The sequence below is a fragment of the Collinsella sp. An268 genome (assembly GCF_002159765.1).
Lineage (GTDB): Bacteria > Actinomycetota > Coriobacteriia > Coriobacteriales > Coriobacteriaceae > Coprousia.
In genome coordinates this window covers 188,029-210,467 of the sequence record NZ_NFJH01000002.1, presented here as the reverse complement: position 1 = coordinate 210,467, position 22,439 = coordinate 188,029, and the positions used below count along the sequence as shown (strand labels likewise).

Below are 22,439 nucleotides of genomic sequence, written 5' to 3'. Positions count from 1 at the left end.
GTACCCCGCATCCCGTGGGATGCAACTTATCTGAATAAGTTGACTACAGTATGCCGCAACTCATTTGAATGAGTTGCGAGAACCTTCGCATTCCGGCGAACGGTCCCCGCGCGCCGGCAAACGGCATACTTATTCAGATGAGTTGTCCTCCACTCGCGTATCTGAGCTATAGTTGGTGCGGCCATGCACCCAAAGGAGAGAACCGCCATGAAAGCGCGCTACGACACCATCTACCGCACCCTCCGCGAGCACATCGAGGACGGCACCTATCCGTACCAGAGCCTGCTCCCCTCCGAGAGCGCGCTCACCCAGGCGTTCTCCTGCTCGCACAACACGCTGCGGCGCGCCCTCGCCCTGTTGAAGGAGAAGGGCTACGTCCAGCCCGTCCACGGCAAGGGCGTGCGCGTCATCTGGCAGGCGCGCGAGCGGGCGACCTTCGAGGTCGGCGGCATCCAGTCATTTAGGGAGACGTCAGCGCACAACCGCCTGCACGCCCGAACCGAGGTGACCGATTTCTCCACCCTCGTCGCCGACGGGGCGCTCGCGCACCGCACCGGGCACCCCGAGGGCGCCGAGCTCGTGACCGTCGAGCGCAAGCGCATCCTCGACGGCCGCCCCCTCATTCTCGACCGCAGCTATTTTCTCGCCTCAAGCGTCGAGGGCCTCACGCCCAAGATCGCCGAGGACTCCATCTACGCCTTCCTCGAAGACGAGCGCGGGCTCACCGTCGCCACCAGCAAGCGCACCATCACCGTGGAGCGTGCGACCGACCACGACCGGGACATGCTCGATCTGGGCGGCGCCGACTACGTGGCGGTGATGACGAGCCAGACCTTCGACGGCCAGGGCATCATGTTCGAGTACACCGAGTCGCGCCATCATCCCGAGATGTTCTGCTTCCACGACACCGCCGTGCGCAGCGCCGTGTAGCGACAAAAAAGCGGCCCCGCAACGCGGGAGCCGCCATACGCACAAGATGACCGCTCCCCGCTTTGCCATAATGAACCCACCTCTGCAAGGTGGGCGCCCTCATCGCCTCTTCCAGCGTCCTTAACAACGAAGGATACCTGTACTAACGCGACTGTGTGGGCTCCCTAGTAAAACGCGACGGTTCACCCAGTTGCTCCGCGGGGAGCGGAACATCTTCATCATACGCGACGCAATTTGTAATACCAGTCTTGACTTATCAAAACCTGTGTCAGATGATGGGAGTGTTCGTCTGAACAACACATTTCTCCACGTAAAAGCCTATATTGTTGCTTTTGGGGCACATTTGGCCGCGCAATTCTGATAGCTGCGTGGTCGATCGGCGCCGCACCTCACCCGCACGCCCGCTTCGAGTATCATGGAGTGTGATTCGGCACCGCTCCCCCGCCGGAGGGGCGCCGTCGCAGCATATTCGTCCCCGACTCCCGGCGGTTTTGCCCCTATGGATTCGCTCGTTCCCTACATATGCCTCGCGGCCGCGGCGGCATTGACGACGCTTCTGCTCGTACCCGCTGTCAAGGGCCTCGCCATCCGCCTCGACGCGGTCGACTACCCCTCCAAGCGGCGCATCAACACCGAGCCCGTGCCGCGCATGGGGGGCCTTGCGGTGTTCGCGGGGCTCGTCGTCGCCTGCGCGCTGCAGGTATTCGGCACCTGGTACTGGGGCTGGCCGTCCGCCCTCGTCCCGCACCCGAGCCTCACCGTCAACTACCCGGTCCTCGCGCTCTCGGTCTGCATCATCACCGCGACGGGCGCCATCGACGACGTCGTATCGCTCAGACCGCGCGCCAAGCTCGCCGGGCAGGTCGTCGCCGCCATCGTCGCGGCCGCCGGCGGCCTCACCATCGGCAGCATCGTCAACCCGTTCGTTCCCGGGGACTACATCGACCTCGGCTGGCTCGCCTACCCCATCACGGTCGTCTACCTCGTCGCCTTCGCTAACATCATCAACCTAATCGACGGGCTCGACGGCCTGGCGACGGGCATCTCCGCTATCGCCGCCCTCGCGATGTTCGGCTTCGCCGTGCTCTCCGGCCGCGGCGACGCGGCGGCGCTCTCCATCGCGCTCTTCGGCTCGTGCGTCGCCTTCTTGCGCTACAACTTCCATCCGGCGAGCATTTTTCTGGGCGACGCCGGCTCGCTCCTTCTGGGTTTCGCCCTCGGCATGATCTCGCTCCTCTCGGTCAGCCGCACCGCGGCGCTCACGTCGCTCCTCATCCCGCTCATCGTCGCCGGCGTGCCCATCTTGGACACGCTCTCCGCCATCGTCCGCCGCAAGCGCGCGCACGTGAGCATCGGCCAGGCCGATAAGGGCCACATCCACCACCGCCTCATCCAAGAGGGATACGACCAGCGCCAGGCGGTGCTTCTCATCTACGCGTGGTGCATCCTGCTCGCCCTCGGCGCCACCCTCATCAACCAGGTGCCCATCGAGGCGCGCATCGTCATCTTCATCGTGCTCCTCGTATGCTCAGCCTTCTTTGCCATGCGCCTGCACCTGTTTGAACCGGTGCTCCGCCACCATTACAATCCCAAGACGCACAAAGACGAGCTCGTCACGCCGGACGACCCCGCGTTTGTGGAGGAAGCCGCGGCGGCCGAGCGCGCCCGCACCGAGCGCCACGAGGAGGTCCGCGAGGAGCTCCAACGGCTTCAGGACCATCTGCACGACCACGATCGGCCTTAAGACTCCGCGCCCGCGGACCGGGGGAGCCCCGCTCCCCGCGCCGCCTTGCGGGTCCTTCCCGCGCTACCCCCATCAGCACCCGAGTTAGGAGAGACCCATGCCCAACGAACGCAGCTACGAGACCGCGCAGAAGCGCAGCGAGCAGATCGCGGCCGACCTCGAGAAGAACCCCGGCGCCTATCGCATGCTCACGGGCGACCGCCCCACCGGCAGGCTTCACCTCGGCCACTACTTCGGCACACTCAAGCGTCGCGTGGAGCTGCAGAACAAGGGCGTCAACACGGCCGTCCTCATCGCCGACTACCAGGTCATCACCGACCGCGACACCACCGAGCACATCCAGGACAACGTCTACAACATGATCATGGACTACCTGGCCTGCGGCATCGACCCGGACAAGACCATGATCTACGCGCACTCCGCGGTCCCTGCGTGCAACCAGCTCATGCTGCCGTTCCTCTCGCTCGTCTCCGAGGCGGAGCTCGCCCGCAACCCCACCGTCAAGGCGGAGATGGAGGCCTCGGGCCACGAGCTCACCGGCCTTCTGCTCACCTATCCGGTGCACCAGGCGTGCGACATCCTGTTCTGCAAGGGCAACATCGTGCCCGTAGGTCGCGACCAGCTGCCGCACATCGAGCTCACGCGCCTCATCGCGCGGCGCTTCAACAACCGCTACGGCAAGGTCTTCCCCGAGGTGGACGCCCTGCTCTCCGAGACCCCGCTTCTGCCCGGCCTCGACGGACGCAAGATGAGCAAGTCCTACGGCAACGCCATCTCGATCTCGATGACCGCCGAGGAGACGGCGAAGCGCATCAAGAAGAGCCAGACCGACTCCGAGCGCATGATCACCTTCGACCCCGAGAAGCGCCCCGGCGTCTCCGGCCTGCTCTCGACCGCCGCCATCTGCACCGGCCGCGCGCCCGAGGACATCGCCGCCGAGATCGGCATGGGCGGCTCCGGCGCCCTCAAGGCGTACGTGACCGAAGCCGTCAACAGCTACTTCGCCCCCATCCGCGAGCGCCGCCACCAGTTTGAGGGCGACCTCTCCTATGTGAGGGACGTCCTCGCCGAAGGCAACCGCCGCGCCAACGAGATTGCGGAGCGCACGCTCGACGAGGTGCGCGAGGCCATGGGGATGGTCTACTAGCGGCGCCGCCGGGCGCTTTGGAAAGGAGTGGCCATGTACCGCCTGATCGCCAGCGATATGGACGAGACCATGCTCGGCGCCGGCCATCGCCTGCCGGCAGAGAACGTCGCCGCGCTCGAGCGTCTGAAGGAGCTCGGCGTCCCCTTCGTCCCGTGCTCGGGGCGCCCCTACCCCTCCATCGTAGCGAGCTTTGCGGACGTGGACCCTGCGCTCTTTGAGGGCGGCTACGTGATCTCGTACAACGGCGCCTTCATCAACCGCTGGGGCGACGCCCGCCCGCTCATCTCCACCACGCTCGACCAGCCCACCGCCGACGCCCTCTACGGCTTCGCGCTCGAGCGCCGCCAGTGCGTGCACGCCTATACGCCGAGCGGCCGCATCCTCATCCAGTTCGCCCCCGAGGCGGAGCGCCGGGCGATCGAGGGCGTCGCCGGCGTGGAGTTTGTCGACGACGGCTGGCGGGACCTCGGCTTTGCGGACGGCGAGCCCATCGTCAAGATCCTCTACATGGATCCCGACTTCGCCCAGGTGAAGCGCCTTGCCTCCGAGGCCGCCGCGGCGATGCCCGACCTCCCCATCGACATCACGTTCTCGTCCAACCGCTATGCCGAGTGCATGCCGGCGGGCATCGACAAGGGCACGGGCCTCGCGCACCTCGCGGCGCACCTCAGAATCGATGTGGCAGACACCATCGGCATGGGGGACTCGGCCAACGACCTCGCCCTCATCCGCACGGCGGGGCTCGGTGTGGGCGTCGCCAACGCCACCGACGACATCCGATCCGCCTGCGACGTCATCCTCGACACCGATTGCGAGGCGGGCGCGCTCGCCGAGGTTGTCGCGCGCTTTATCGAGCCGGAGCATCGAGCGGCATAGCTTGCGCGCCTCTGCTTGCGCTCCCCCGCGCCCGCGCGCATGCTGCCTGAAGCCGCCCCGTCCCACAACTGCCAGAACTGCGCAGGGCCCGCCATCTCATTCAGATGGCGGGCCCTGCCGCAAACACCGTTGATCGCACAGAGGGGAGGGATGCGATCCGCTTCGACGAAGAGGTTATTTCATCGCCTGGTACCTGCTCCGTCGTTGAGTTAACTATAGCAAACTATGTGACATCGCCGTTCCCCGCCCGAACCCTCCACGGGTCCTCCATAAGTTACCCACGGCTTACTGTTATACAGCGTCGCCTACCAGAGGGGCAGGGCGCTTCCCGCCATGCCGATGATAGACATCACGACGAGGAAGCCGAGCGCGTAGGGGGCCACCGCGCGCAGGAGCTCGGCGTCCTTGCCGCGCACGCGCACGGCGGCGAGCCCGATGGCAAGCGTTTGGGGCGAGAGCATCTTGCCCGCCGCGACGCCGAGCGAATTGAGGCCCACCGTCCACACGGGGTCGGCACCGAGCGCCTCGGCCGCCTGCGCCTGCACCTGACCGAAGAGCATCCCCGAGCTCGTGCCGGAGCCGGTGACGAACGTCCCCACCGCCCCGATCCACGGGGCGAGAAGCGGGTAGAGCCCGCCCGCCACCGCGATGCAGAAGGCGGATATAGACGAGATCATGCCGGCGTATCCCATGACCTTGGCGCAACCGAGCACGGCGAGCATCGTGGCAACCGTGGGCAGCATCTGCTTGACGGTGGCGACGAGGACCTCCCCCATCACGCGCGGCGTCGCCCCCTGGATGGCGCCGCCCACGAGGGCGGCCACCATGATGAGGACGCCCGGGGTGTTGACCCAGCTGAAGCTCAGCGATCCGGGATTAGGGCCGCTGTAGACCGTGAGCGTTGTCGAGAGCGGCGCGAGGGCGGCGTTGACGGGCGCGACGAGCTTCGAGGTGCCCAGCAGCAACAAGAAGATGAGGATGAAACACGACCAGGCGCGCAGGGCGGCGCCGAGGGTGAGGGGCGCGGCGGGGGCGTCGACGGGAGACGAGGTCTGAGAGCCCGTCGGGGCGCTCTCCGGGGCGCCGGCCGAGGGGCCCGCCTGAGCGCTCTCACCCGTTCCCAGTCGGTACGCCTCGTCGAGCGCGCCGCGCCGCTCGACAGCGCGCCCGAGCGCCGCCGTGACGCCGAGGGAGCAAATGCTCCCCACCACCACGGTGAGCTCGGGGCCCACCAGCGCGGCGACGGCGAGCGCCGGCACGGTGAACGATACCCCGGCGGCGAGCGCCACGCCGATCACGCCGCGCAGGCGCTGGGCGACGCCGGAGCCCGGCACGTCCTTCCCGGCGACGAGCACGATGAGGACGGGCGCCACGATGAAGAAGGGCGCCAGCTGCACCATCTGCGTGAAAGCGAGGTCGGCGGCATCGAGCCCCACCAGGTCGGCCAGAGAGACCGTGGGGATGCCGATCGACCCGTACGGTGTCGGCACGCCGTTGGCGAGAAGGCACATGAGCACCGCGGAGAGCGGCGGATAGCCGAGGGCGGCGAGCATGCCCGCCGGGATGGCGACGGCGGTGCCGAAACCGGCCATCCCCTCCATAAAGCCGCCGAAACACCAAGCGATGAGCAGCGCCAGGATGCGCCGGTCGGCCGAGACCGAGGTGATCATGCGACCGATGACGTCCATCGCACCCGTCCGCACGCAGAGGTTGTAGGTGAAGACGGCGGCGATGATGACGATGACGATGGGCCAGAGCGCCATGAGGAAGCCCTCGGCCACGGCCGTCGCCACCTCGAGGGCGCCGAGATGCCACCACAGCGCCGCAAGCACGCAGCTCAAAACAAGCGAGCCCGCGGCGGCGCGCCACGCGGGCCAGCGGAACACGAGCAGCACCACCACAAGCCAGAGGATCGGCACGAGGGCCAGCACGAAGGACAGAACATCCATCAGGTTCTCCCAACCAGAACAGCGATCAACACGCCTTAGAAGGATACCGCAAGGGCGCGCGCCGTCTGCTACCATGGCGCCTAATCGGCAGCCGCGCCGTCGGGTGCGGGCAAAAGGCGCCGCCGAGTGCGGTCGCCAGAAGGAGCCTGCGGCCGCATCCTGGCGGGAACTGCGACGGTTGAGGACGGGAGGAACGATGGAGCGCGGTGCATTCTTTGAGAGCGTCTACGGGGCGGTGGAGCAAATTCCCCCGGGGATGGTCGCCACCTACGGTCAGATCGCACGGCTCGTGGGCGCTCCGCGGCGCGCACGGTACGTGGGCTTTGCCCTGCACGCCAACCCGCGCCCGGGCGTCGTCCCGTGCCATCGCGTCGTCTTTGCCGACGGGAGCCTCTGCGCCGGTTTCGCCTTTGGCGGCGAGGGTGCGCAGCGCGCGCTGCTCGAGGCGGAGGGCGTGCGCTTCCGCGCCAACGGCAAAGTCGACCTCACGTGCTGTCGCTGGCCGGCCGGGCTCTAGGCGAGTTGCGCCCCCGCGGTGCCCACCGACAGGAACGCTCGCCTGAATCTTCCGCGCCGCCAGCGCGGCTACGTCCGAATCCGCTTAGGGCTGTACCGTGAGGACGTACGCTTGGCTCTCTCCCACTCCCATCCGACCTGTCGGCTTTCTCTTTGGGCCCTCATCATGAAGACGCTTGGCCGCGCCCGATTGTGACAAACAGGTTCAAAAGATTTCAGTCTGCAGCGAGCGCGCCGGGCCCGGGCACGGGACCCGTCGAGATGCGGGGCGCGGCCCCGCGCTTCAGCCCTCCTGCGGGGCGCGCACGGTATAATTCGACGATTGACCGCTGACGATGAGAGGGAGCGCCGTGCCCATCCTGCCCCGACTAGGCGAGAACCGCAAGCCCACGCCGAGACCTGCACCGCGGGTGCAGGCCGACGCGCACCCAACCGATGAACCCGCGCGCACGCGCCGGCGGCGCAGCCGCACCGGCGACGAGCCGTTTATCGCCCGCGTCGTCAACGATTGGTGGACGCGCCTTCTCGAGGCCGTCTTCGAAGGGTCACTCAGCGAGCAGGAGGAGCGCTACGCCTCGCACCTCGGGCGCCGCGACTACATGTGGAACACGCTCGGCACCTCCAGCTGGGGCCTCACGTTTCCCGCCCTCACCGTCGTCGCCACGCAGCTCGCCGGCGTCGAGGAGGCGGGCATGTTCTCCATGGCGTTCATCGTGGGCACGCTCCTCATGATCGCCGTGTACTACGGCGTCCGCACCTTCCAGGTCTCCGACCTCGACGAGGCCTGCTCGTTCGCCTCCTACCAGGCGCACCGCGCCGCCATCGCGCTCATCGCCGCCGTCGCGGGCGTGCTCTACGTCGCCGTGCGCGGCTACGACGCCCAGATGGCGATCATCTGCGCGGGCGTCTTCATCTACAAGATCGTCGACGGCATCGCCGACGTCTACGAGGGCCGCCTCCAGCAGGCCGACAAGCTCTACCTCGCCGGCATCTCGCAGACGGTCCGCTCGGTGGGCGCCGTCGCCGCCTTCGCCCTCGCGCTTCTCGTCACGCGCAGCCTCGCGGTCGCCTCGGTCGTGATGGCCGTCGCCGCCGTCGCGAGCCTGGGGCTGCTCACCGCGCCGCTCGCCCTGCTCGAGACCGATAAGTCGCGCCCGGTCGCGGCTTCGGAGGTCGGCCTCATCTTCCGCCAGTGCTTCCCGCTGTTCTGCGCGCTCTTCCTCTTCAACCTCATCGAGAGCGTCCCAAAGTTCGTGATGGAGGGCGCCCTCGCCTACGAGAACCAGCTCTACTTCAACGCGCTCTACTTCCCGGCGCAGGGCATCCTGCTCACCGTGGGCGCGCTCTACAAGCCGCAGCTGCTCCGGCTCGCGAGCATCTGGGCGAATCCGCGCAAGCGGCGCCGCTTCAACCTCATCATTGTCGCCGTCATGGCGGTCATCGCCGCGATCACGGCCGTCATGGCGCTCGTCATGCACGCCGTCGGCCTGCCCCTCATGAGCATCCTCTACGGCGTCGACTTCGGCCGCTTCGCCCTGCTCTCGTTCCTCATGATCGTCGCCGGGGGCATCACGGCGGGCATCGACTTCCTCTACGCCGTCATCGCGATCCTGCGCCGGCAGGACGGCGTCATCCGCCTCTACCTGATCGCGACCGCCGCGGCGCTCGTCCTCTCGCTCGTCCTCGTGAACCTCCTAGGACTCGCCGGGGCGGTCTGGAGCTATCTCGCGACCATGGCGGTGCTCTTTGTCCTCATCGCCCTCGAGTACGGGCGCATCCAGCGGACGATCGCCCGAGAGCGCAACCCGTTTAGGGACCGGTAGGCGCCCGGCCGGAGAGGGTCGGGCGCCGGTCGGGCGGGCGGTGCCGCCGCGGGGCGCGCAGCAGGTCCTGGCTACTCGCCCGGCTCGATCGCCGCGTAGAACACGGCCCCGTCCTCGAGCCGGCGCACGCCCACGCGCCCCTGGCCCGCACCCGCCGCAGCCGAGCAGTCGATGTCGATGCGGTCTGCCACGCCGCCCGTCGCCGTGCACGCGCCCACGGGCACCATCTGGCCCAGACCGTCCTCGTTGACACCCGGGCATGCCGGCGCATCGGCGAAGTGCTCGAGGTAGATCGAGGGCGTGTGCCCGGCAACCACCACAGGGCCCCGGCCGTCCGCCCCCACAAGACCCGTCGGAACGCTCCAGAACTCCGCGCGCGTCCACAGGAGCGTCTCCGGGTCCTGGCTCGCCATCATGGCGCGCAGGTCGTCGGCCGTCGCCGCGGCGGCGCCCTCCTCATCGCTCACGGCGACGCCCGCCGTGGCGAGGTACCCGCGGGCCTCGAGCGCGTCGATGCCGGCGTGCACGAGGATCCAGGGCCGCTCGTCGGTCTCGACGACGGCAAAGAGCGGCAGATGGGCGATCCAGTCGATCAGCTCGCCGAGCTCCTCCGGCGGCAGGCGGTCGAACCCCCGCGCCGTGGTGGCGCCGCCGTTGAGCCCCCAGATGAAGTCGTCGAACCCACCCGTCTCGGCCAGCACGTCGAGCATCATGCGCTCGTGGTTGCCCATCAGGACCTGTGCGCCCGGCAGGCTCCGCACCAGGCGGATGACCCCCACCGGGTCAGGTCCGCGGTCCACCATGTCGCCCAGCACGAAGACGGTGTCCTCCGACCCGGGCGCGGCGAGCTCGAGGGCGCGGTCGAGGGCGCGCACGTGGCCGTGCGCATCTGAGGTAACGTAGGTCGCCATAGGTCCTCCTCACGTCTCCCCCATTATAGGCGGGGCGCCGGGCGCCCGGGCGCGTCCGGTGGGCAAAACGTTTCCTGCACGTTAACCCGCCCGCCGCCGAAGGCCGCCTCGCGCCCGCGCGCGGCCGCCTGCCGTACTATGCTAGGCTACGGTCATCTGTCCGCACGGGCCCGTCGCCACGCCGCGCACGGCTGCCCGCAGCAGCGCTCAACCGCAAAGGAGCACGATACATGTCCCGCGTCTACAACTTCTCCGCCGGTCCCTCGGCCCTGCCCGAGCGCGTCTTGTCCGAGGTCCAGAGCGAGCTTCTGGAATATGGCGGCACCGGTATGTCCATCTTGGAGATGAGCCATCGCACGCCCGCGTTCTCGCAGGTCATCGAGGACGCCGAGGCGACGCTCCGGCGCATCATGGCCATCCCCGACACCTACCGCGTGCTCTTCTTGCAGGGCGGCGCGACGCTCCAGTTCGCCGGCATCCCCCTGAACCTCATGCGCCGGGGCCGCGCCGGCTACCTCGTGACGGGCCTGTTCTCGTGCCTCGCCGCCGAGGAGGCCGCGAAGTACGGCGAGGTCGAGGTCCTCGCCTCGAGCGAGAAGACCGGCCACGACCGCATCCCCGACCTCGCGCCTGTCGCCGCGCGCGCCGCCGAGGGCGACCTCGACTACGTCTACCTCTGCCAGAACAACACCATCTACGGCACGCAGTTCCACGAGCTGCCCGAGGTGGGCGACGTGCCGCTCGTGGCCGACGTGTCGAGCTGCTTTCTCATGGAGCCGATCGACGTCGCGCGCTACGGGCTCATCTACGCGGGCGCGCAGAAGAACGCCGGCGCGGCCGGCACCACCGTCGTCATCGTGCGCGAGGACCTCATCGGCGACGGCCCCGCCCTCGCCGCCTGCCCCTCATATATGAGCTACCGGCGCCAGGCGGACGCGCGCTCGATGATGAACACGCCCAACACCTTCGGCATCTACCTCACCGGCAAGATCTTGCGCTGGGCCGAGGACGAGGGCGGTCTCGCGGCGCTCGCGGCGCAAAACCGCAAGAAGGCGGCCGTCCTCTACGGCCTCCTCGACAGCAGCCGCGTCTTCATCCCCCATGCCGAGCCCGCCTCGCGCTCGATCGCCAACGTCACGTTCCGCTGCGCGACAAAGGAGCTCGACGAGGAGTTCATCGCCGGCGCCCGCGCGCGCGGCATCGAGGGCGTGCGCGCCCATCGCTCGACGGGCGGCATGCGGGCGAGCATCTACAACGCCGTCACGCTCGAGGCCGTCCAGGCCCTCGCCGCCTACATGCGCGAATTCGAAGACGCCCACCGTTAGGAGCAACCCATGCGCCATATCAAGACCATCGACGACATCACCAAGGACGGGGACGTCACCTTTGGCGACGGCTATGACTTCGTCGACGACATCGACGAGGCCGACGCCATCCTCATGCGCTCGACCGACCTGCACGGCGTCACCCTCCCCGCGGGCATCCGCGCCATCGCGCGCTGCGGCGCGGGCGTCAACAACATCCCCGTGGAGGAATACGCGCGCCAGGGCGTCGTGGTGTTCAACTCGCCGGGCGCCAACGCCAACGCCGTCAAGGAGATGGTCATCTGCATGATGATCCTCTCGAGCCGCGGCATCGTGCAGTCCATGCAGTGGGTGCGCACGCACGAGGCCGACCCCGACATCATGGTCGAGGCCGAGCGCGCCAAGAAGGCGTTCGTCGGCCGCGAGCTCGCCGGCAAGCGCGTGGGCGTCATCGGCCTCGGTAACGTGGGCTCCAAGGTGGCCAACGCCTGCGTCACGCTCGGCATGGAGGTGTACGGCTACGACCCCTTCATCTCCGTCGAGCACGCTTGGGAGCTCTCGCGCGACGTGCAGCGCGTCGGCACGCTCGAGGATCTGTGCCGCGGGTGCGACTACCTCACCCTCCACGTGCCGAGCAAGGCCGACACCATAGGGATGATCGGGCCCGAGCAGCTCGCGCTCCTCGCCCCCGGCGCCATCCTCATCAACTTCGCGCGCGAGACCATCGTAGACGAGGACGCCGTCGACACCGCCCTCCACGAGGGCACGCTCTCCTGGTTCGCCACCGACTTCGCCACTCCCAAGACCGTGCTCATGCCCAACACGTTCATCACCACGCACTCGGGCGCCGGCACGGGCGAGGCCGAGGCGCTCTGCGCCGACATGGCGATCTCGGAGCTCAAGGACTACCTCGAGAACGGCAACATCGCCCACTCGGTCAACTACCCCGCCTGCTCCATGGGCAAGGCGCGCGCCGCGAGCCGCATCGCGTGCCTGCACGCCAACGTCCCCAACATGATCGGCCAGATCACGGCCATCCTCGCGAAGGACAACGCCAACGTGCAGCGTATGGTGAACGAGAGCGCCGGCGAGAACGCCTACACCATGTTCGATACCGACGAGCACCTCGATTCCTCCACCATCGAGGCCCTGAAACAGATTCCTGCCATCTACCGCGTGCGCGTAATCAAGTAAGGCAACGCGTAAGGCGCCGCGCAAGTAGCTGCTCCGCGCGCAAAGCGACGGGCAGGGGTGGGTCATCGCCGCGTAAGGGATTGCGGCAAGGGACACAAGACCGCCGGCACCACCTGTGCGGACGGTACAATAGGGCATACATGGTCCGGGTGCACCCTGCACCGGCTCCACAATGCTGAAAGGATCACCATGAAGGTTTTGCCGTTCCCCTGCATCCGCCCGGTACCCGAGCGGGCAGCCGAGGTGGCCGCGCTCCCCTACGACGTCTTCGACCGCGCCGAGGCTGCCGCCTACGTGGCGGACCACCCGTTGTCGTTTCTTGCCATCGACCGTCCCGAGACACAGTTCGCCCCCGACGCGGATATGTACGCACCCGAGGTCTACGCCCGCGGCGCCGAGCTTTTGCACGAGCGCATCGATGAGGGCATCTACCAGGCGGACCCGTCGATGAGCTACTACCTCTACGAGCTCACGCAAAACGGCCGCACACAGACGGGCGTCGTCGCCATCTGCTCGGTCGACGAATACGACCGGGGCATCATCAAGAAGCACGAGAACACGCGCGCCGAGAAGGAGCGCGACCGTATCGAGCATATCCGCGCGCTTGGTTGCCAGACCGGCCCCATTTTTCTCACCTACCGCGACGAACCGGTGCTCTCGTTTATCCTCGCGCAGGTGAAGACCGGTCAAGCACTGTACGACTTCACCGATGAGGAGGGCGTGCGCCAACGCGTCTGGGAGGTGCGCCGCCCCGAGAGCGTTGAGGCCATACGCGAGATGTTCGCCCGCGTACCCTGCGCGTATATCGCCGACGGGCACCACCGCACCGCCTCCGCCATGCGCGTGGCGCACGAGATGCGCGCCGCTGCGCAGGAGGCGGACACCTACACCGGCAAGGAGCCCTTCAACTACTTCCTGTCCGTCCTCTTCCCGGCAAGCGAGCTCACGATCCTCCCCTACAACCGTGTTGTGTCCGACCGCGCCGGCCTGAGCGTAGACGAGCTCATCGCCCGCATCCACGAGGCTGGTTTTACCGTTGAGCCATCGTCCGAGCCGGTCGAATCCACCGAGGTTGGCGTGATGGGCCTCTTCACGGCAGGATCTTGGTACCGTCTCTCGTTCACGCCCGAACTCGCCTCTGCCGTTGCGCAGGCGGGACCGGTCGAGTCTCTGGACGTGTCGGTTCTGCAGGACCGCGTGCTCGGCCCCATCCTCGGCATCGGCGACCCGCGCGAGGACGCCCGCATCTCCTTTGTCGGCGGCATCCGCGGCACCGCCGAGCTTGAGCGCCGCGCAGGCGCAGACGGCGTCGCGTTCTCCCTGTGTGCCACGACGATCGACCAGCTCCTCGCCGTAGCGGACGCCGACCTTTTGATGCCGCCCAAATCGACCTGGTTTGAGCCTAAGCTACGTAGCGGCCTCTTCATCCACCGCATCGCGCGCTGAGCCACCAGGCTGTACGATTGCGCGCTGAGCTGCGCGGTTGCACGACAAACCACATCAAGCTAGAGGCGAAGCAGTGGGCCCGAGATGCGATCTCGGGCCCACTTGTTGTATCCCAGGCAAAAAACGCGGTAGTGAACCCGCCCCTGGGTTTCATGCAAAACGTGCGGTAATGAACCCGACCGCATCCCCGCCGTTGTTTCCTGCAAGAATTGAGGTAGTGAACCCGAAAAGACGCGATTCGGTGCCCTTCCCAGCACCGGGTTCACTACCTCGATTTCTGCAGGACCTCTACCAGCGGTTCCTTACCCGGCTTTTTCTCGGGTTCACCACCCGGGTTCACTACCTCAATTCTTGCAAAAACCGCGGCAAGGGTTCACTACCTCAATTCTTGCAAGACGCGCGGCGCCGGCGTCACAAAGCGCGTGGCGCGTTCGAACGCAGGCGAGCGCAACGCTTCGCTTGGCGTCTCAAGCAAAATAGGGCCGGTCCTAGGACCGGCCCCGCAAAAGGTATTCGAGCACCCGAACGCCACTAGGCTCACACCCGTATGCGAGCTAGAAGATCACGCGTGCCATGCGCCCACAAGCCATGCTGCGCGGTAAGCTAACCTGCGCACAGGCGCCACCGAGCTTACGCCACGCCCTGGTTGGCGCTCTCGATGGCGGTGTTGGTGGACTGCACCGCGGTATCGAGCGCCTCGTCCACATCGCCGCCGTTGAAGACGGACTGCAGCGCCGTCTGAAGGTCGGTACGCAGCTGCGGAAGCTGCGAGCAAAGCGGACCCGCGGTGATGTTGTTCACCTTAGAGCTACGCAGCTGCTCGGCGGAAACCTGAAGCTGCGGGTACTCGCCATACACCGCCGAGAGGGTCTCGGTCTCGTAGGCACCGTTGGAAATCGGGAAGTAGCCGGTGTCGCCCGCCCAGGTTGCCTGGACGTCCGGTGAGGTCGCGTAGGCGCAGAACTCCATCACGCCGCGTGCAACGTCCTCGGAAAGGCCGTCGGCGATGCAGAGGGCGCCGCCACCCGCGTAGATGCCCATGGCCTCAGCCCCCTCCTCGACCGGCAGAAAGCCGATGCTCACGTTGAACGAGCAAGCGTCGATGATCTGGCGCGCGGAGGCAGAGGTGTCGATGTAGATGGCGCACTGCTGCTGCGAGAAGCCGCTGATGGCGTCGTCGCCCGAGCTAAACGGGCTGAACTGCCCGGCGTCGTTCAGGGACTTGACCCAGTTGAAGATCACCGCCATCTGATCGCGGTAGGCGACCTCGGTGCAGCGCTCCTTGCGACCGTTCTCGTTGTTGACCACGTAGCCGCCCATGTTGGTGACCATCTGGTCGAGGGCATAGCCGTACGCGTAGAGGCCGACGGGCGTGACGTCACTCGATGCGGCAATGGCCTCGGCCGCAGCGGTGAGACCCTCGAACGTGGTCGGCAGCTCGGTCACGCCGGCAGCGTCGAGAACGTCCTGGTTGTAGTAGACGACCGGGCAGGAGCAGTTGAACGGCATGGCGTACATCGCACCGTCGTAGGTGTAGAAGTTCACGGCCTGCTCGAGGAGGTCGGAATCGTCAAAGCTCTGGGCGGAAATGAGCTCGGAGACATTGGCAACGAGCCCGGAGTCGATCATGGCCTGGAGATTCTGCTCGCCGATCTGCACAATCGCCGGTGCGCCCGCGCCGTTTGCCATGTTGAAGAAGCTACCGGTGGACTCGTCGTAGCTGCCCTGGTACTCGGAGCGCACCTCGAACTCGTCAGACTGCGCGTTGAAGCCGTCGACGACCTTCTGAAGGGCGTCGCCGCGGCTACCGTCCATGGAGTTCCAGAAGAGGATTACGGTCTTGCCGTCCTCGGTGGTCTCGGCGGCGGCGCCACCGCCACCGGAGCAACCGGCAAGGGCGGTGCCGGCAATGCCGAGGCCGGCGAGGGTCAGAAACGAGCGGCGGGTAAGGTTCTGCTGAATCATGGGGTTTCCTTTCGTGTTACCAACAATTGGGGTCTAAACCGGACTATCTACCGTGCGTATACGCACCGGGTAGCAAAACGGGGCGCTGCGCACACCCGATAGCGGGTACCGCGCGCAGCCAACGAAGAGCCGCAAGGCACGGGGCAACGAGCCGCGCGACGCGTGGTAACGAGCTGCGCGGAGCGGAGCGGACAGGCGCTACTTGAGCGCGCCCTTGGTCATGCCCTCCTGCAGGCGCTTCTGGCCAAAGAAGATGAGCAGGAGCGTGGGGATGGACGTGATCACGGCGCCGGCAGCCATCATGCCAAAGTCGGAGAGACCCTCGGAGCTGTTTAAGGTACGCAGGCCAATCTGCACCGTACGCGCCGTGTTGTTGGTGGTGGAGACGAGCGGCCACAGGTAGGCGTTCCACGTCACCAGGAAGAAGTAGATTGCAAGCGTCACCGTGGTGTTCATGACCATGGGCACCACCACGCGGACGAAGAACTGGAAGCGGGAAAGCCCCGCCACGTCCGCTGCCTCCTTGAGCTCGGAGGGAATCTGCATCATGTTCTGCCGGTAGAGGAAGATGCCAAACGTGGTGGCCACGCCGGGCAGGATGAGGCCGGCGTAGGTGTCGATGAGGCCCATGGCGCGGATGGTCTGGAAGTTCGTGACCACGAGGACCTCGGCGGGAATCATCATCGTCGCCATGATGATAAGGAAGATGATGCGCTTACCGCCAAAGGGGATGAACACGAGCGCATAGGCAGCGAGCATGGAGAAGAGGATCTGCAGCGCCGTGCCGGCCACGCCCACGACCACGGAGTTGACGATGAACTGCGCGAAGGGCTGCGCCTCGAAGGCGTTCACGTAGTTGTCGAGAAACAGCGACGTGGGGATAAAAACGCCGTTGATGATGTCCTCGAGCGGGGTGAACGACAGCGAGATGGAAAACAGGATGGGAAAGCCAATCGCCACGGCAGCGATGGTCAAGACCGCGTAGGTCGCAACGAGCCCGGACTTACTCGTGCGCAGACCGGAGCCCGCCACACGACCGGACGATTTCTTGGAGAAGGGCATCATTGGTAGGTCACCTTGTCCTCGGTAAGCTTGGTCTGGATGTAGGAGATAACAAAGATCACCACAAAGAGGATCACGCCCTGGGCGGACGCCGACCCGATGCGGAAGTTCACGAACGCATCGCGGTAGAGACGGTAGATGAGCAGCACCGTGGCGTTGTTGGGTCCGCCTTGCGTGAGCATGTCGATAAGGCCGAAGGACTGGAACGCCCCGATGACGGTGATGGTCAGCACGAAGAACAGCGACGGCGAGATAAGCGGCACCGTGACCCGGCGGAGGCGATACCAGAACCCGCCGCCCACGATCTCGACGCTCTCGTAATACGAACCGTCGATGCTCTTGATCGCCCCGAGCAGGATCAGGTAGGCCATGCCGAGGTTCATCCAGATCGAGATGATCGAGACCGACACGAGCGCGAAGTTCTGGTCGATGAGCCAGCCCACGCCCTCACCGCCAAAGAACTCGATGATGCGGTTGAGCACGCCGGAGTTGGCGTTGAACAGAAGGTTCCAGAAAACCGCGGCCGCGGCGACGGAGATACCCATGGTGGCCGAGAAGATCGTGCGGAAGATGCCCATGCCCGGCAGGTCCTGCGCGGTGAGAACCGCGAGGAGCAGGGCGATCACAATGGTCAGGGGCACCGTGAGCACCACGTAGATGAGTGTGTTGGCGATCGCCTGGGTGTAGAGCGGGTCGGTGAAGAGCGTGATGAAGTTCGACAACCCGATGAACTGGGTCAGCCCGCCCGCCGGAGTGGTGGCGAAGAAGCTCGTGATGATCGTGCGGGCGAACGGGTAGATGACAAAGATCGCGAAGATGGCGATCGACGGCAGCAGGTAGACCCAACCGGCGAGCGAGCGCTTGCCGCCGGGCGCCTCCTTGGGGGGCACCGCAACCGCAGCGGCGCCGGCAGCCTCCGCGCCCGCCAGGGAGCGCTTGGAACGCAAAGCCATGTGCGCCACCCCCTTACGCCATCGGGGCGGCCGGCGCCGCCTCCATACGGGCGGCGAGCGACTCATCCACCACGGAGGTGCTGCGCGCACCCTGCTCGTCGAGATCCTCGGCCGCATGCACGAGCGCCCCGGTGTTGACGTCAAAGAAGTGTGCGTACCGCGGGTCGAGGCTCACGCGGAGCGTAGCGCCTATCTCCACGCGGTGCTGGCCCTGCCAGCGCGCGGTGAAGAGCTTCGTGCCCACGTTGAAGAAGATGAGGGTCTCGTTGCCCATCATCTCGGAGCTCACCACGGAAACGTCGACCTGGTGCACGCTCGTGGCCGTGGCCGGGTAGACCTGCTCGGGACGGAAGCCCACCTTCCAGCGAGTACCGGCGGGGTGCTTGGCGCGGTCCTCGGCGGAAAGCGGCACCACCACGTCGTCGTTGAGGACGAGCCCCTCGGGCTGGACCTCGGCGATAGCCATGTTCATCTGCGGCGTGCCGATGAAGGTCGCCACAAACTCGTTGGCGGGGTGATTGTAGAGCTCGAGCGGGGTACCGAGCTGCTGAATGCGCCCGTTGGAGAGCACCGCGATGCGGTCGCCCATGGTCATGGCCTCGACCTGGTCGTGCGTGACGTAGACCACGGTGAGCCCGAGGCGCTGCTGCAGACGGCGAATCTCGACGCGCATGGAGGCGCGGAGCTTGGCGTCGAGGTTGGAAAGCGGCTCGTCCATGAGGCACAGCGGCGCCTGGCTGCAGACGCTGCGGGCGAGCGCGACGCGCTGGCGCTGGCCGCCGGAGAGAGCGCGCGGCTTGCGGTCGAGGTAGTCGGTGAGGCCCAGGAGCTCAGCGGCCTCGGCGAGACGGCGCTCCTGCTCGTCCTTGGCGACCTTCTTGACGTCGAGGCCGAAGAGGATGTTGTCGCGGACCGACAGGTGCGGATAGAGCGCGTAGCTCTGGAACACCATGGTGAGGTTGCGGTCCTTGGGGAGCATCTCGTTGGCGAGCTGACCGTCCATGATGAGCTCGCCGGCGCTCACGCCCTCGAGGCCGGCGATGATGCGCAGAAGCGTCGACTTGCCGCAACCCGAGGGGCCGACGAGGATGAAGAACTCGCCTTCCTGAATCTCGAGATTGATGCCGGCAAGCACCTCGGTCTTGCCGTCATAGCTCTTCTTGAGGTCCTTGCATACGATCTTTGCCATAACCATCTCCTCTGTGCGTGCTTGGCGTCTAGGCCCGGGCCGCCGGGGCAAACCCGTAGAAGTGCAGGGTGTTGAGATCATCCTCACGGTCAGAGCCGTGCTGGCCGTGGCCGTTGTCGGCGATGTGGACACCGTGGTCGGGCAGCCACGCCACCATGCGGTCGTGATGGGCCCACGCAGTGCGGGCGAGTCCGGCGAGCTCGCCGAAAGCGGTGATGTGGTGCTCGAGCGCCTCGAGGGCGCGCTTGGACTCGGGGTAGGTGGCGTGCATCACATCGTCGAACTCCTGGTTGTAGACCACGACGACATCGTGCTCGTCGGCCTCGATGAGCTCGCGCGCCTTTGCGTTGACATCTCCGTCGTAGGGCAGGATGAACCGGTCGATCGCACGGTCGGAGAAGAGGATGTCGAAGCTCGAGTCGGCGACCGCCACGAGGGCCACGCGCTTACCGGCGCGCACAAGCGCGTCGAAGAGCGAGTCCTGGGCGAGAATGTGCTTGTCGTAGCACTCGATACCGTGCACGTACGGGGTCACGCCCGTGAACATGGTGCCGAAGCAGACCGGGGTGACGGAGGGAAGCATGGTGCGCACGGGCAGCGCCACGGGCGCCTCGGCGAGCACGGGCGCGTACCAGGAGGTGTAGCGCTGGTAGAGCCACAGTGCCACCGCGTCGGGGCAGAAGAGCAGCGCGCGCTCGACGCGCTCGACGCCGCGAGCGCGCATGAGATCGCCCACAAGCGGATAGGCGCGCTCGGCGTCGACAGGCGGCTCGATTCCAAGGCAGCCTGCGATGCCAGCCGCAACCTGCGTCATGGAGCAGTCGTTCAGCATGGGTCTCGAATCTCCTTTCACACGTTCAAACACTCGCCATGGTGAGGCTCGCATGTCACGACTGCGTAAAAGGAGCGTCACGGCTCGCACCGCTTGCGTAAAGGTTGCGCGGGACGAGCCGTGGGTCATTCAGGGCGACAGATATGAGGTTTTAGGCGACGACGTGCGCAAACGCGCATGTCGCAAACGGTAAGCTGGACCGGATCCAACGCGTGCGGACGCATTGCGCGCAGACGCCCTACAGGCCCAGCGCCATGAGGGCAAGCCCCGCGACGGCGCCGACGAGGTAGAGGAGCGCGAGGATGACGAGGTTCTCGCGCAGGCTCCGGTTGGTGCGGAAGAGCACGAGAAAACCCGTGCCCGCGCCCACGAGCGTCCCGGCGATCATCGCGCTGAACGAGAGGACGCCCTCGAGATAGAGCTGCGTCACGACCACGCTCGCCGCGCAGTTGGGAATGAGGCCGACGAGGGCCGAGGCGAAGACGGCGAGCGTCTCGTTGCCCGCGAGGAAGCCCGCGAGCGCCTCCTCGCCCGCACCCTCGAGCACCGCGACCAAGGCGAGCGTGACGAGAAAGATGAAGAGCGTCACCTGCACCGTGTGCGAGAGCGCGCTCCGAACGATGGCGAGGGGCCCTGCATGATGGTGATGACGATTGCGGTGCGCGTGCCCGCCTGCAGCCTGCCCGCCCGGCGCGGCGGCGCGCCCGTCGGCCTCGGGATGGGCCGGGCCCTCCACCGCGGCGCGCCCGACGTCCGGCTCCCCGTCATCGTCGCAGCCGCAATGGTCGCGCTCGCAGAGACGATGGATGTGCGCCGTGCCCTCGCCCGCCTCGGCGAGCTCGTCGATAAGGTCGGGGGCGGCGGACACGGCCGCACCGTGCACGCCGCGGCGCACGAGGGCATGCGCCCGCGGGTTGTTGCGCAGCGCCCGCACGCAGGCGTCGGCCGCAAGGCCCACCACGGCCGCGACGGCCGCCTTGGTCAGAAGGACCGTGGCGACAAGGCCCGCGTCCACCTGCTCGGCGACGAGCAGCGGCAGCATCTCGTCCGATGTGGAGAGAAAGACCGCGATGAGCGTGCCGAGCGTGATGACGCGCCCAGCGTAGAGCGTCGCGCCCATGGCCGAGAAGCCGCACTGGGGCACGATGCCCAACAGGGCGCCCACCACGGGACCGGCGGCGCCGGCGCTGCGGACGAGCGCCCCGGCGCGCGTGCCGGCGGCGTGCTCGAGCAGCTCGAGGGCCAGATAGGTCAGGAACAGAAACGGGACGAGCGGCAGCGTGTCCTCCACGCTGTGCTCGATGACATGCCAGAACAAATCCATTACGCTCATTCTCCTCGCGCGCAATCTTCTATCATGGTGCGTTGTGAAAGGTTCATACCCTTCCTACCCCGGCGGGTGCGAACAGGGGCCGGTCACGGTATGGTACTACAGGAGTTTCATATAGCAAACATACGCACGCGCCGCACACAGGCGCAGAACCGAGAGGAGACCCCGTGAAGGTCCAGGAAGCACTCGATTACGCCAACTCGTATTACTTTCCCGAACTCATCTTTGGCAGCGGCTACGAGGTGATGGAGGCGGAGCGCCTGAAGGGCGAGGACGCCATGAAGACGCTCGACACCGAATGGCGCGGCGCTGCCGAGGAGCCGTTCTCCTACGACCTCGTGCGCGAGCTCGGGGACCGCAACCGCGCCGTCTGCGACGCCATCGGCGAGACGCGCCTGCGCAACCTCTCGAGCAGCTTCCTTGCCCGCGGCCTCACCGACGAGGACCTGTGCGCGGGCATCGGCGCCCTGCAGAAGCGCGCCGCATCGGCCGTGGCGCGCGAGGTGCGCGGCGACCGCAACGCCTACGCCGTCGCCTACGTGCGCAAGCCCATCAAGGGCACCGTCCTCGGCATCGACATCGAGACGACCGGCACCGCCCCCGAGCGCGGCTACATCTTAAACGCCGGCTGGGAGCTCATGGACCTCACCAGCGACGCGGTCCCGCGCGACGGCGAGGCCGCGTACTTCGGCATCCCCGAGGACCCGTACAAGGAGACCGGCGTGCCGCTCGAGCACATCCACCACATCCAGTGGGCGGACATCGAGGGCAGGACGCCCTTCCGCGAGGACAAGAAGCTGCAGGCCAAGCTCCTGAAGCTCATGAAGCGCTACCCCATCATGGCGCACAACGCCGCGTTCGAGGACTCGTGGTTCAAGCTGCACCTCGATGGGTACGCCGAGGCCAGGCGCGCGGGCAAGATCGTGGTCGTCGACTCGCGCGACATCTGCCGCAAACTCGATAACGAGGTCCAATCGCTGCCGCGCGAGTCCGCACCCGCGAGCCTAGAGAACTGGGCGCGCCGCCGCGGCACGCTCGACGCCGGCGAGGCGGAGCGCCACCTCGGCCTCGACGACACGGACCTGATGCTCCGGACCGTGCAGGCCGAATTCAATCTTAAGAACATGTTTGCCAAATAGGCAGCATGGACACCTCCGCGAAGACGCGGCGGGCACGGAAGCGAGACGAGGGGAAGCGTCATGCATCAAGAGCGACGGCCGAGGACGGGATCGAATCGATACGCGGGGGCGGGGCAGCGCCCCCATCCG

The 22,439-nt window shown here is 66.8% G+C and carries 18 protein-coding genes; 10 read left to right on the top strand and 8 right to left on the bottom strand.

Annotation, left to right across the window (positions count from 1 at the left end; translation table 11 throughout):
* Nucleotides 1-207 precede the first annotated feature (207 nt).
* From treR to B5F70_RS02835, 4 genes are all read left to right on the top strand, one after another.
* The gene (treR, locus tag B5F70_RS02850; protein ID WP_087204052.1) at nt 208-930 is read left to right on the top strand and encodes a trehalose operon repressor; all 723 of its coding nucleotides are present in this window, start codon (nt 208-210) and stop codon (nt 928-930) included.
* A gap of 499 nt (nt 931-1,429) precedes the next feature.
* Nucleotides 1,430-2,674 (top strand): MraY family glycosyltransferase, encoded by a 1,245-nt coding sequence (locus B5F70_RS02845; RefSeq protein ID WP_087204051.1) that lies wholly within the window; start codon nt 1,430-1,432, stop codon nt 2,672-2,674.
* A 97-nt stretch (nt 2,675-2,771) separates the two neighbouring features.
* A complete protein-coding gene (gene trpS / locus B5F70_RS02840) occupies nt 2,772-3,821 on the top strand; it encodes a tryptophan--tRNA ligase (RefSeq protein WP_087204050.1) in 1,050 nt (349 codons plus the stop codon).
* Between the two features lie 33 nt (nt 3,822-3,854).
* A complete protein-coding gene (locus B5F70_RS02835; RefSeq protein ID WP_087204049.1) occupies nt 3,855-4,697 on the top strand; it encodes an HAD-IIB family hydrolase in 843 nt (280 codons plus the stop codon).
* A gap of 305 nt (nt 4,698-5,002) precedes the next feature.
* Here B5F70_RS02835 and B5F70_RS02830 read toward each other — a convergent pair whose 3' ends face one another.
* Nucleotides 5,003-6,646: an L-lactate permease gene (locus B5F70_RS02830; RefSeq protein ID WP_087204048.1), complete on the bottom strand. Its 1,644-nt coding sequence runs from the start codon at nt 6,644-6,646 to the stop codon at nt 5,003-5,005.
* Nucleotides 6,647-6,842: 196 nt separating this feature from the next.
* Here B5F70_RS02830 and B5F70_RS02825 point away from each other — a divergent pair, with 196 nt between their 5' ends.
* A complete protein-coding gene (locus B5F70_RS02825) occupies nt 6,843-7,163 on the top strand; it encodes an MGMT family protein (RefSeq protein WP_087204047.1) in 321 nt (106 codons plus the stop codon).
* Nucleotides 7,164-7,512: 349 nt separating this feature from the next.
* Nucleotides 7,513-8,985 carry a lipopolysaccharide biosynthesis protein gene (locus tag B5F70_RS02820; protein WP_241145882.1) on the top strand — a complete coding sequence of 491 codons (1,473 nt, stop codon included), beginning with the start codon at nt 7,513-7,515 and terminating at the stop codon, nt 8,983-8,985.
* A gap of 71 nt (nt 8,986-9,056) precedes the next feature.
* On the opposite strand, the gene B5F70_RS02815 is transcribed toward B5F70_RS02820, so the two are convergent.
* Nucleotides 9,057-9,896, bottom strand: coding sequence for a metallophosphoesterase family protein (locus tag B5F70_RS02815; protein ID WP_087204046.1), 840 nt, complete (start codon nt 9,894-9,896; stop codon nt 9,057-9,059).
* 230 nt (nt 9,897-10,126) lie between these two features.
* On the opposite strand from B5F70_RS02815, the gene serC reads away from it, so the two are divergent.
* The 3 genes from serC to B5F70_RS02800 all read left to right on the top strand — a co-directional run bounded on the left by serC (nt 10,127) and on the right by B5F70_RS02800 (nt 13,840).
* Nucleotides 10,127-11,221: a 3-phosphoserine/phosphohydroxythreonine transaminase gene (gene serC / locus B5F70_RS02810; protein WP_087204045.1), complete on the top strand. Its 1,095-nt coding sequence runs from the start codon at nt 10,127-10,129 to the stop codon at nt 11,219-11,221.
* Nucleotides 11,222-11,230: 9 nt separating this feature from the next.
* Nucleotides 11,231-12,394 (top strand): phosphoglycerate dehydrogenase, encoded by a 1,164-nt coding sequence (locus B5F70_RS02805; protein ID WP_087204044.1) that lies wholly within the window; start codon nt 11,231-11,233, stop codon nt 12,392-12,394.
* 189 nt (nt 12,395-12,583) lie between these two features.
* Nucleotides 12,584-13,840 (top strand): DUF1015 domain-containing protein, encoded by a 1,257-nt coding sequence (locus tag B5F70_RS02800; protein WP_087204043.1) that lies wholly within the window; start codon nt 12,584-12,586, stop codon nt 13,838-13,840.
* A gap of 630 nt (nt 13,841-14,470) precedes the next feature.
* Here the strand turns inward: B5F70_RS02800 and B5F70_RS02795 are convergent.
* The 6 genes from B5F70_RS02795 to B5F70_RS02770 all read right to left on the bottom strand — a co-directional run bounded on the left by B5F70_RS02795 (nt 14,471) and on the right by B5F70_RS02770 (nt 21,165).
* Nucleotides 14,471-15,805: an ABC transporter substrate-binding protein gene (locus B5F70_RS02795; RefSeq protein WP_087204042.1), complete on the bottom strand. Its 1,335-nt coding sequence runs from the start codon at nt 15,803-15,805 to the stop codon at nt 14,471-14,473.
* Nucleotides 15,806-16,003: 198 nt separating this feature from the next.
* Complete coding sequence (locus tag B5F70_RS02790) at nt 16,004-16,870, bottom strand: carbohydrate ABC transporter permease (RefSeq protein WP_204573902.1); 867 nt, start codon at nt 16,868-16,870, stop codon at nt 16,004-16,006.
* The gene (locus tag B5F70_RS02785) at nt 16,867-17,820 is read right to left on the bottom strand and encodes a sugar ABC transporter permease (protein WP_087204041.1); all 954 of its coding nucleotides are present in this window, start codon (nt 17,818-17,820) and stop codon (nt 16,867-16,869) included. Before B5F70_RS02785 ends, B5F70_RS02790 begins: the two co-directional genes overlap by 4 nt.
* A 13-nt stretch (nt 17,821-17,833) precedes the next feature.
* On the bottom strand, nt 17,834-19,009 hold the full coding sequence (gene ugpC / locus B5F70_RS02780; RefSeq protein ID WP_087204040.1) for a sn-glycerol-3-phosphate ABC transporter ATP-binding protein UgpC: 1,176 nt from the start codon (nt 19,007-19,009) through the stop codon (nt 17,834-17,836).
* A gap of 28 nt (nt 19,010-19,037) precedes the next feature.
* A complete protein-coding gene (locus B5F70_RS02775; RefSeq protein WP_087204039.1) occupies nt 19,038-19,841 on the bottom strand; it encodes a hypothetical protein in 804 nt (267 codons plus the stop codon).
* Between the two features lie 238 nt (nt 19,842-20,079).
* Nucleotides 20,080-21,165: a putative manganese transporter gene (locus tag B5F70_RS02770; protein WP_087204038.1), complete on the bottom strand. Its 1,086-nt coding sequence runs from the start codon at nt 21,163-21,165 to the stop codon at nt 20,080-20,082.
* A gap of 173 nt (nt 21,166-21,338) precedes the next feature.
* Here B5F70_RS02770 and B5F70_RS02765 point away from each other — a divergent pair, with 173 nt between their 5' ends.
* Nucleotides 21,339-22,310 carry a DNA polymerase III subunit epsilon gene (locus B5F70_RS02765; RefSeq protein WP_087204037.1) on the top strand — a complete coding sequence of 324 codons (972 nt, stop codon included), beginning with the start codon at nt 21,339-21,341 and terminating at the stop codon, nt 22,308-22,310.
* Nucleotides 22,311-22,439 lie beyond the last annotated feature (129 nt).

Coding starts and splice junctions, on each gene's coding strand:
- B5F70_RS02775 (WP_087204039.1), bottom strand. CDS start 19,841: ATGCTGAACGACTGCTCCATGACGCAGGTTGCGGCTGGCATCGCAGGC.
- B5F70_RS02815 (WP_087204046.1), bottom strand. CDS start 9,896: ATGGCGACCTACGTTACCTCAGATGCGCACGGCCACGTGCGCGCCCTC.
- B5F70_RS02790 (WP_204573902.1), bottom strand. CDS start 16,870: ATGATGCCCTTCTCCAAGAAATCGTCCGGTCGTGTGGCGGGCTCCGGT.
- treR (WP_087204052.1), top strand. CDS start 208: ATGAAAGCGCGCTACGACACCATCTACCGCACCCTCCGCGAGCACATC.
- serC (WP_087204045.1), top strand. CDS start 10,127: ATGTCCCGCGTCTACAACTTCTCCGCCGGTCCCTCGGCCCTGCCCGAG.
- trpS (WP_087204050.1), top strand. CDS start 2,772: ATGCCCAACGAACGCAGCTACGAGACCGCGCAGAAGCGCAGCGAGCAG.
- B5F70_RS02830 (WP_087204048.1), bottom strand. CDS start 6,646: ATGGATGTTCTGTCCTTCGTGCTGGCCCTCGTGCCGATCCTCTGGCTT.
- B5F70_RS02825 (WP_087204047.1), top strand. CDS start 6,843: ATGGAGCGCGGTGCATTCTTTGAGAGCGTCTACGGGGCGGTGGAGCAA.
- B5F70_RS02785 (WP_087204041.1), bottom strand. CDS start 17,820: ATGGCTTTGCGTTCCAAGCGCTCCCTGGCGGGCGCGGAGGCTGCCGGC.
- B5F70_RS02835 (WP_087204049.1), top strand. CDS start 3,855: ATGTACCGCCTGATCGCCAGCGATATGGACGAGACCATGCTCGGCGCC.
- B5F70_RS02845 (WP_087204051.1), top strand. CDS start 1,430: ATGGATTCGCTCGTTCCCTACATATGCCTCGCGGCCGCGGCGGCATTG.
- B5F70_RS02800 (WP_087204043.1), top strand. CDS start 12,584: ATGAAGGTTTTGCCGTTCCCCTGCATCCGCCCGGTACCCGAGCGGGCA.
- B5F70_RS02795 (WP_087204042.1), bottom strand. CDS start 15,805: ATGATTCAGCAGAACCTTACCCGCCGCTCGTTTCTGACCCTCGCCGGC.
- B5F70_RS02805 (WP_087204044.1), top strand. CDS start 11,231: ATGCGCCATATCAAGACCATCGACGACATCACCAAGGACGGGGACGTC.
- B5F70_RS02770 (WP_087204038.1), bottom strand. CDS start 21,165: ATGGATTTGTTCTGGCATGTCATCGAGCACAGCGTGGAGGACACGCTG.
- ugpC (WP_087204040.1), bottom strand. CDS start 19,009: ATGGCAAAGATCGTATGCAAGGACCTCAAGAAGAGCTATGACGGCAAG.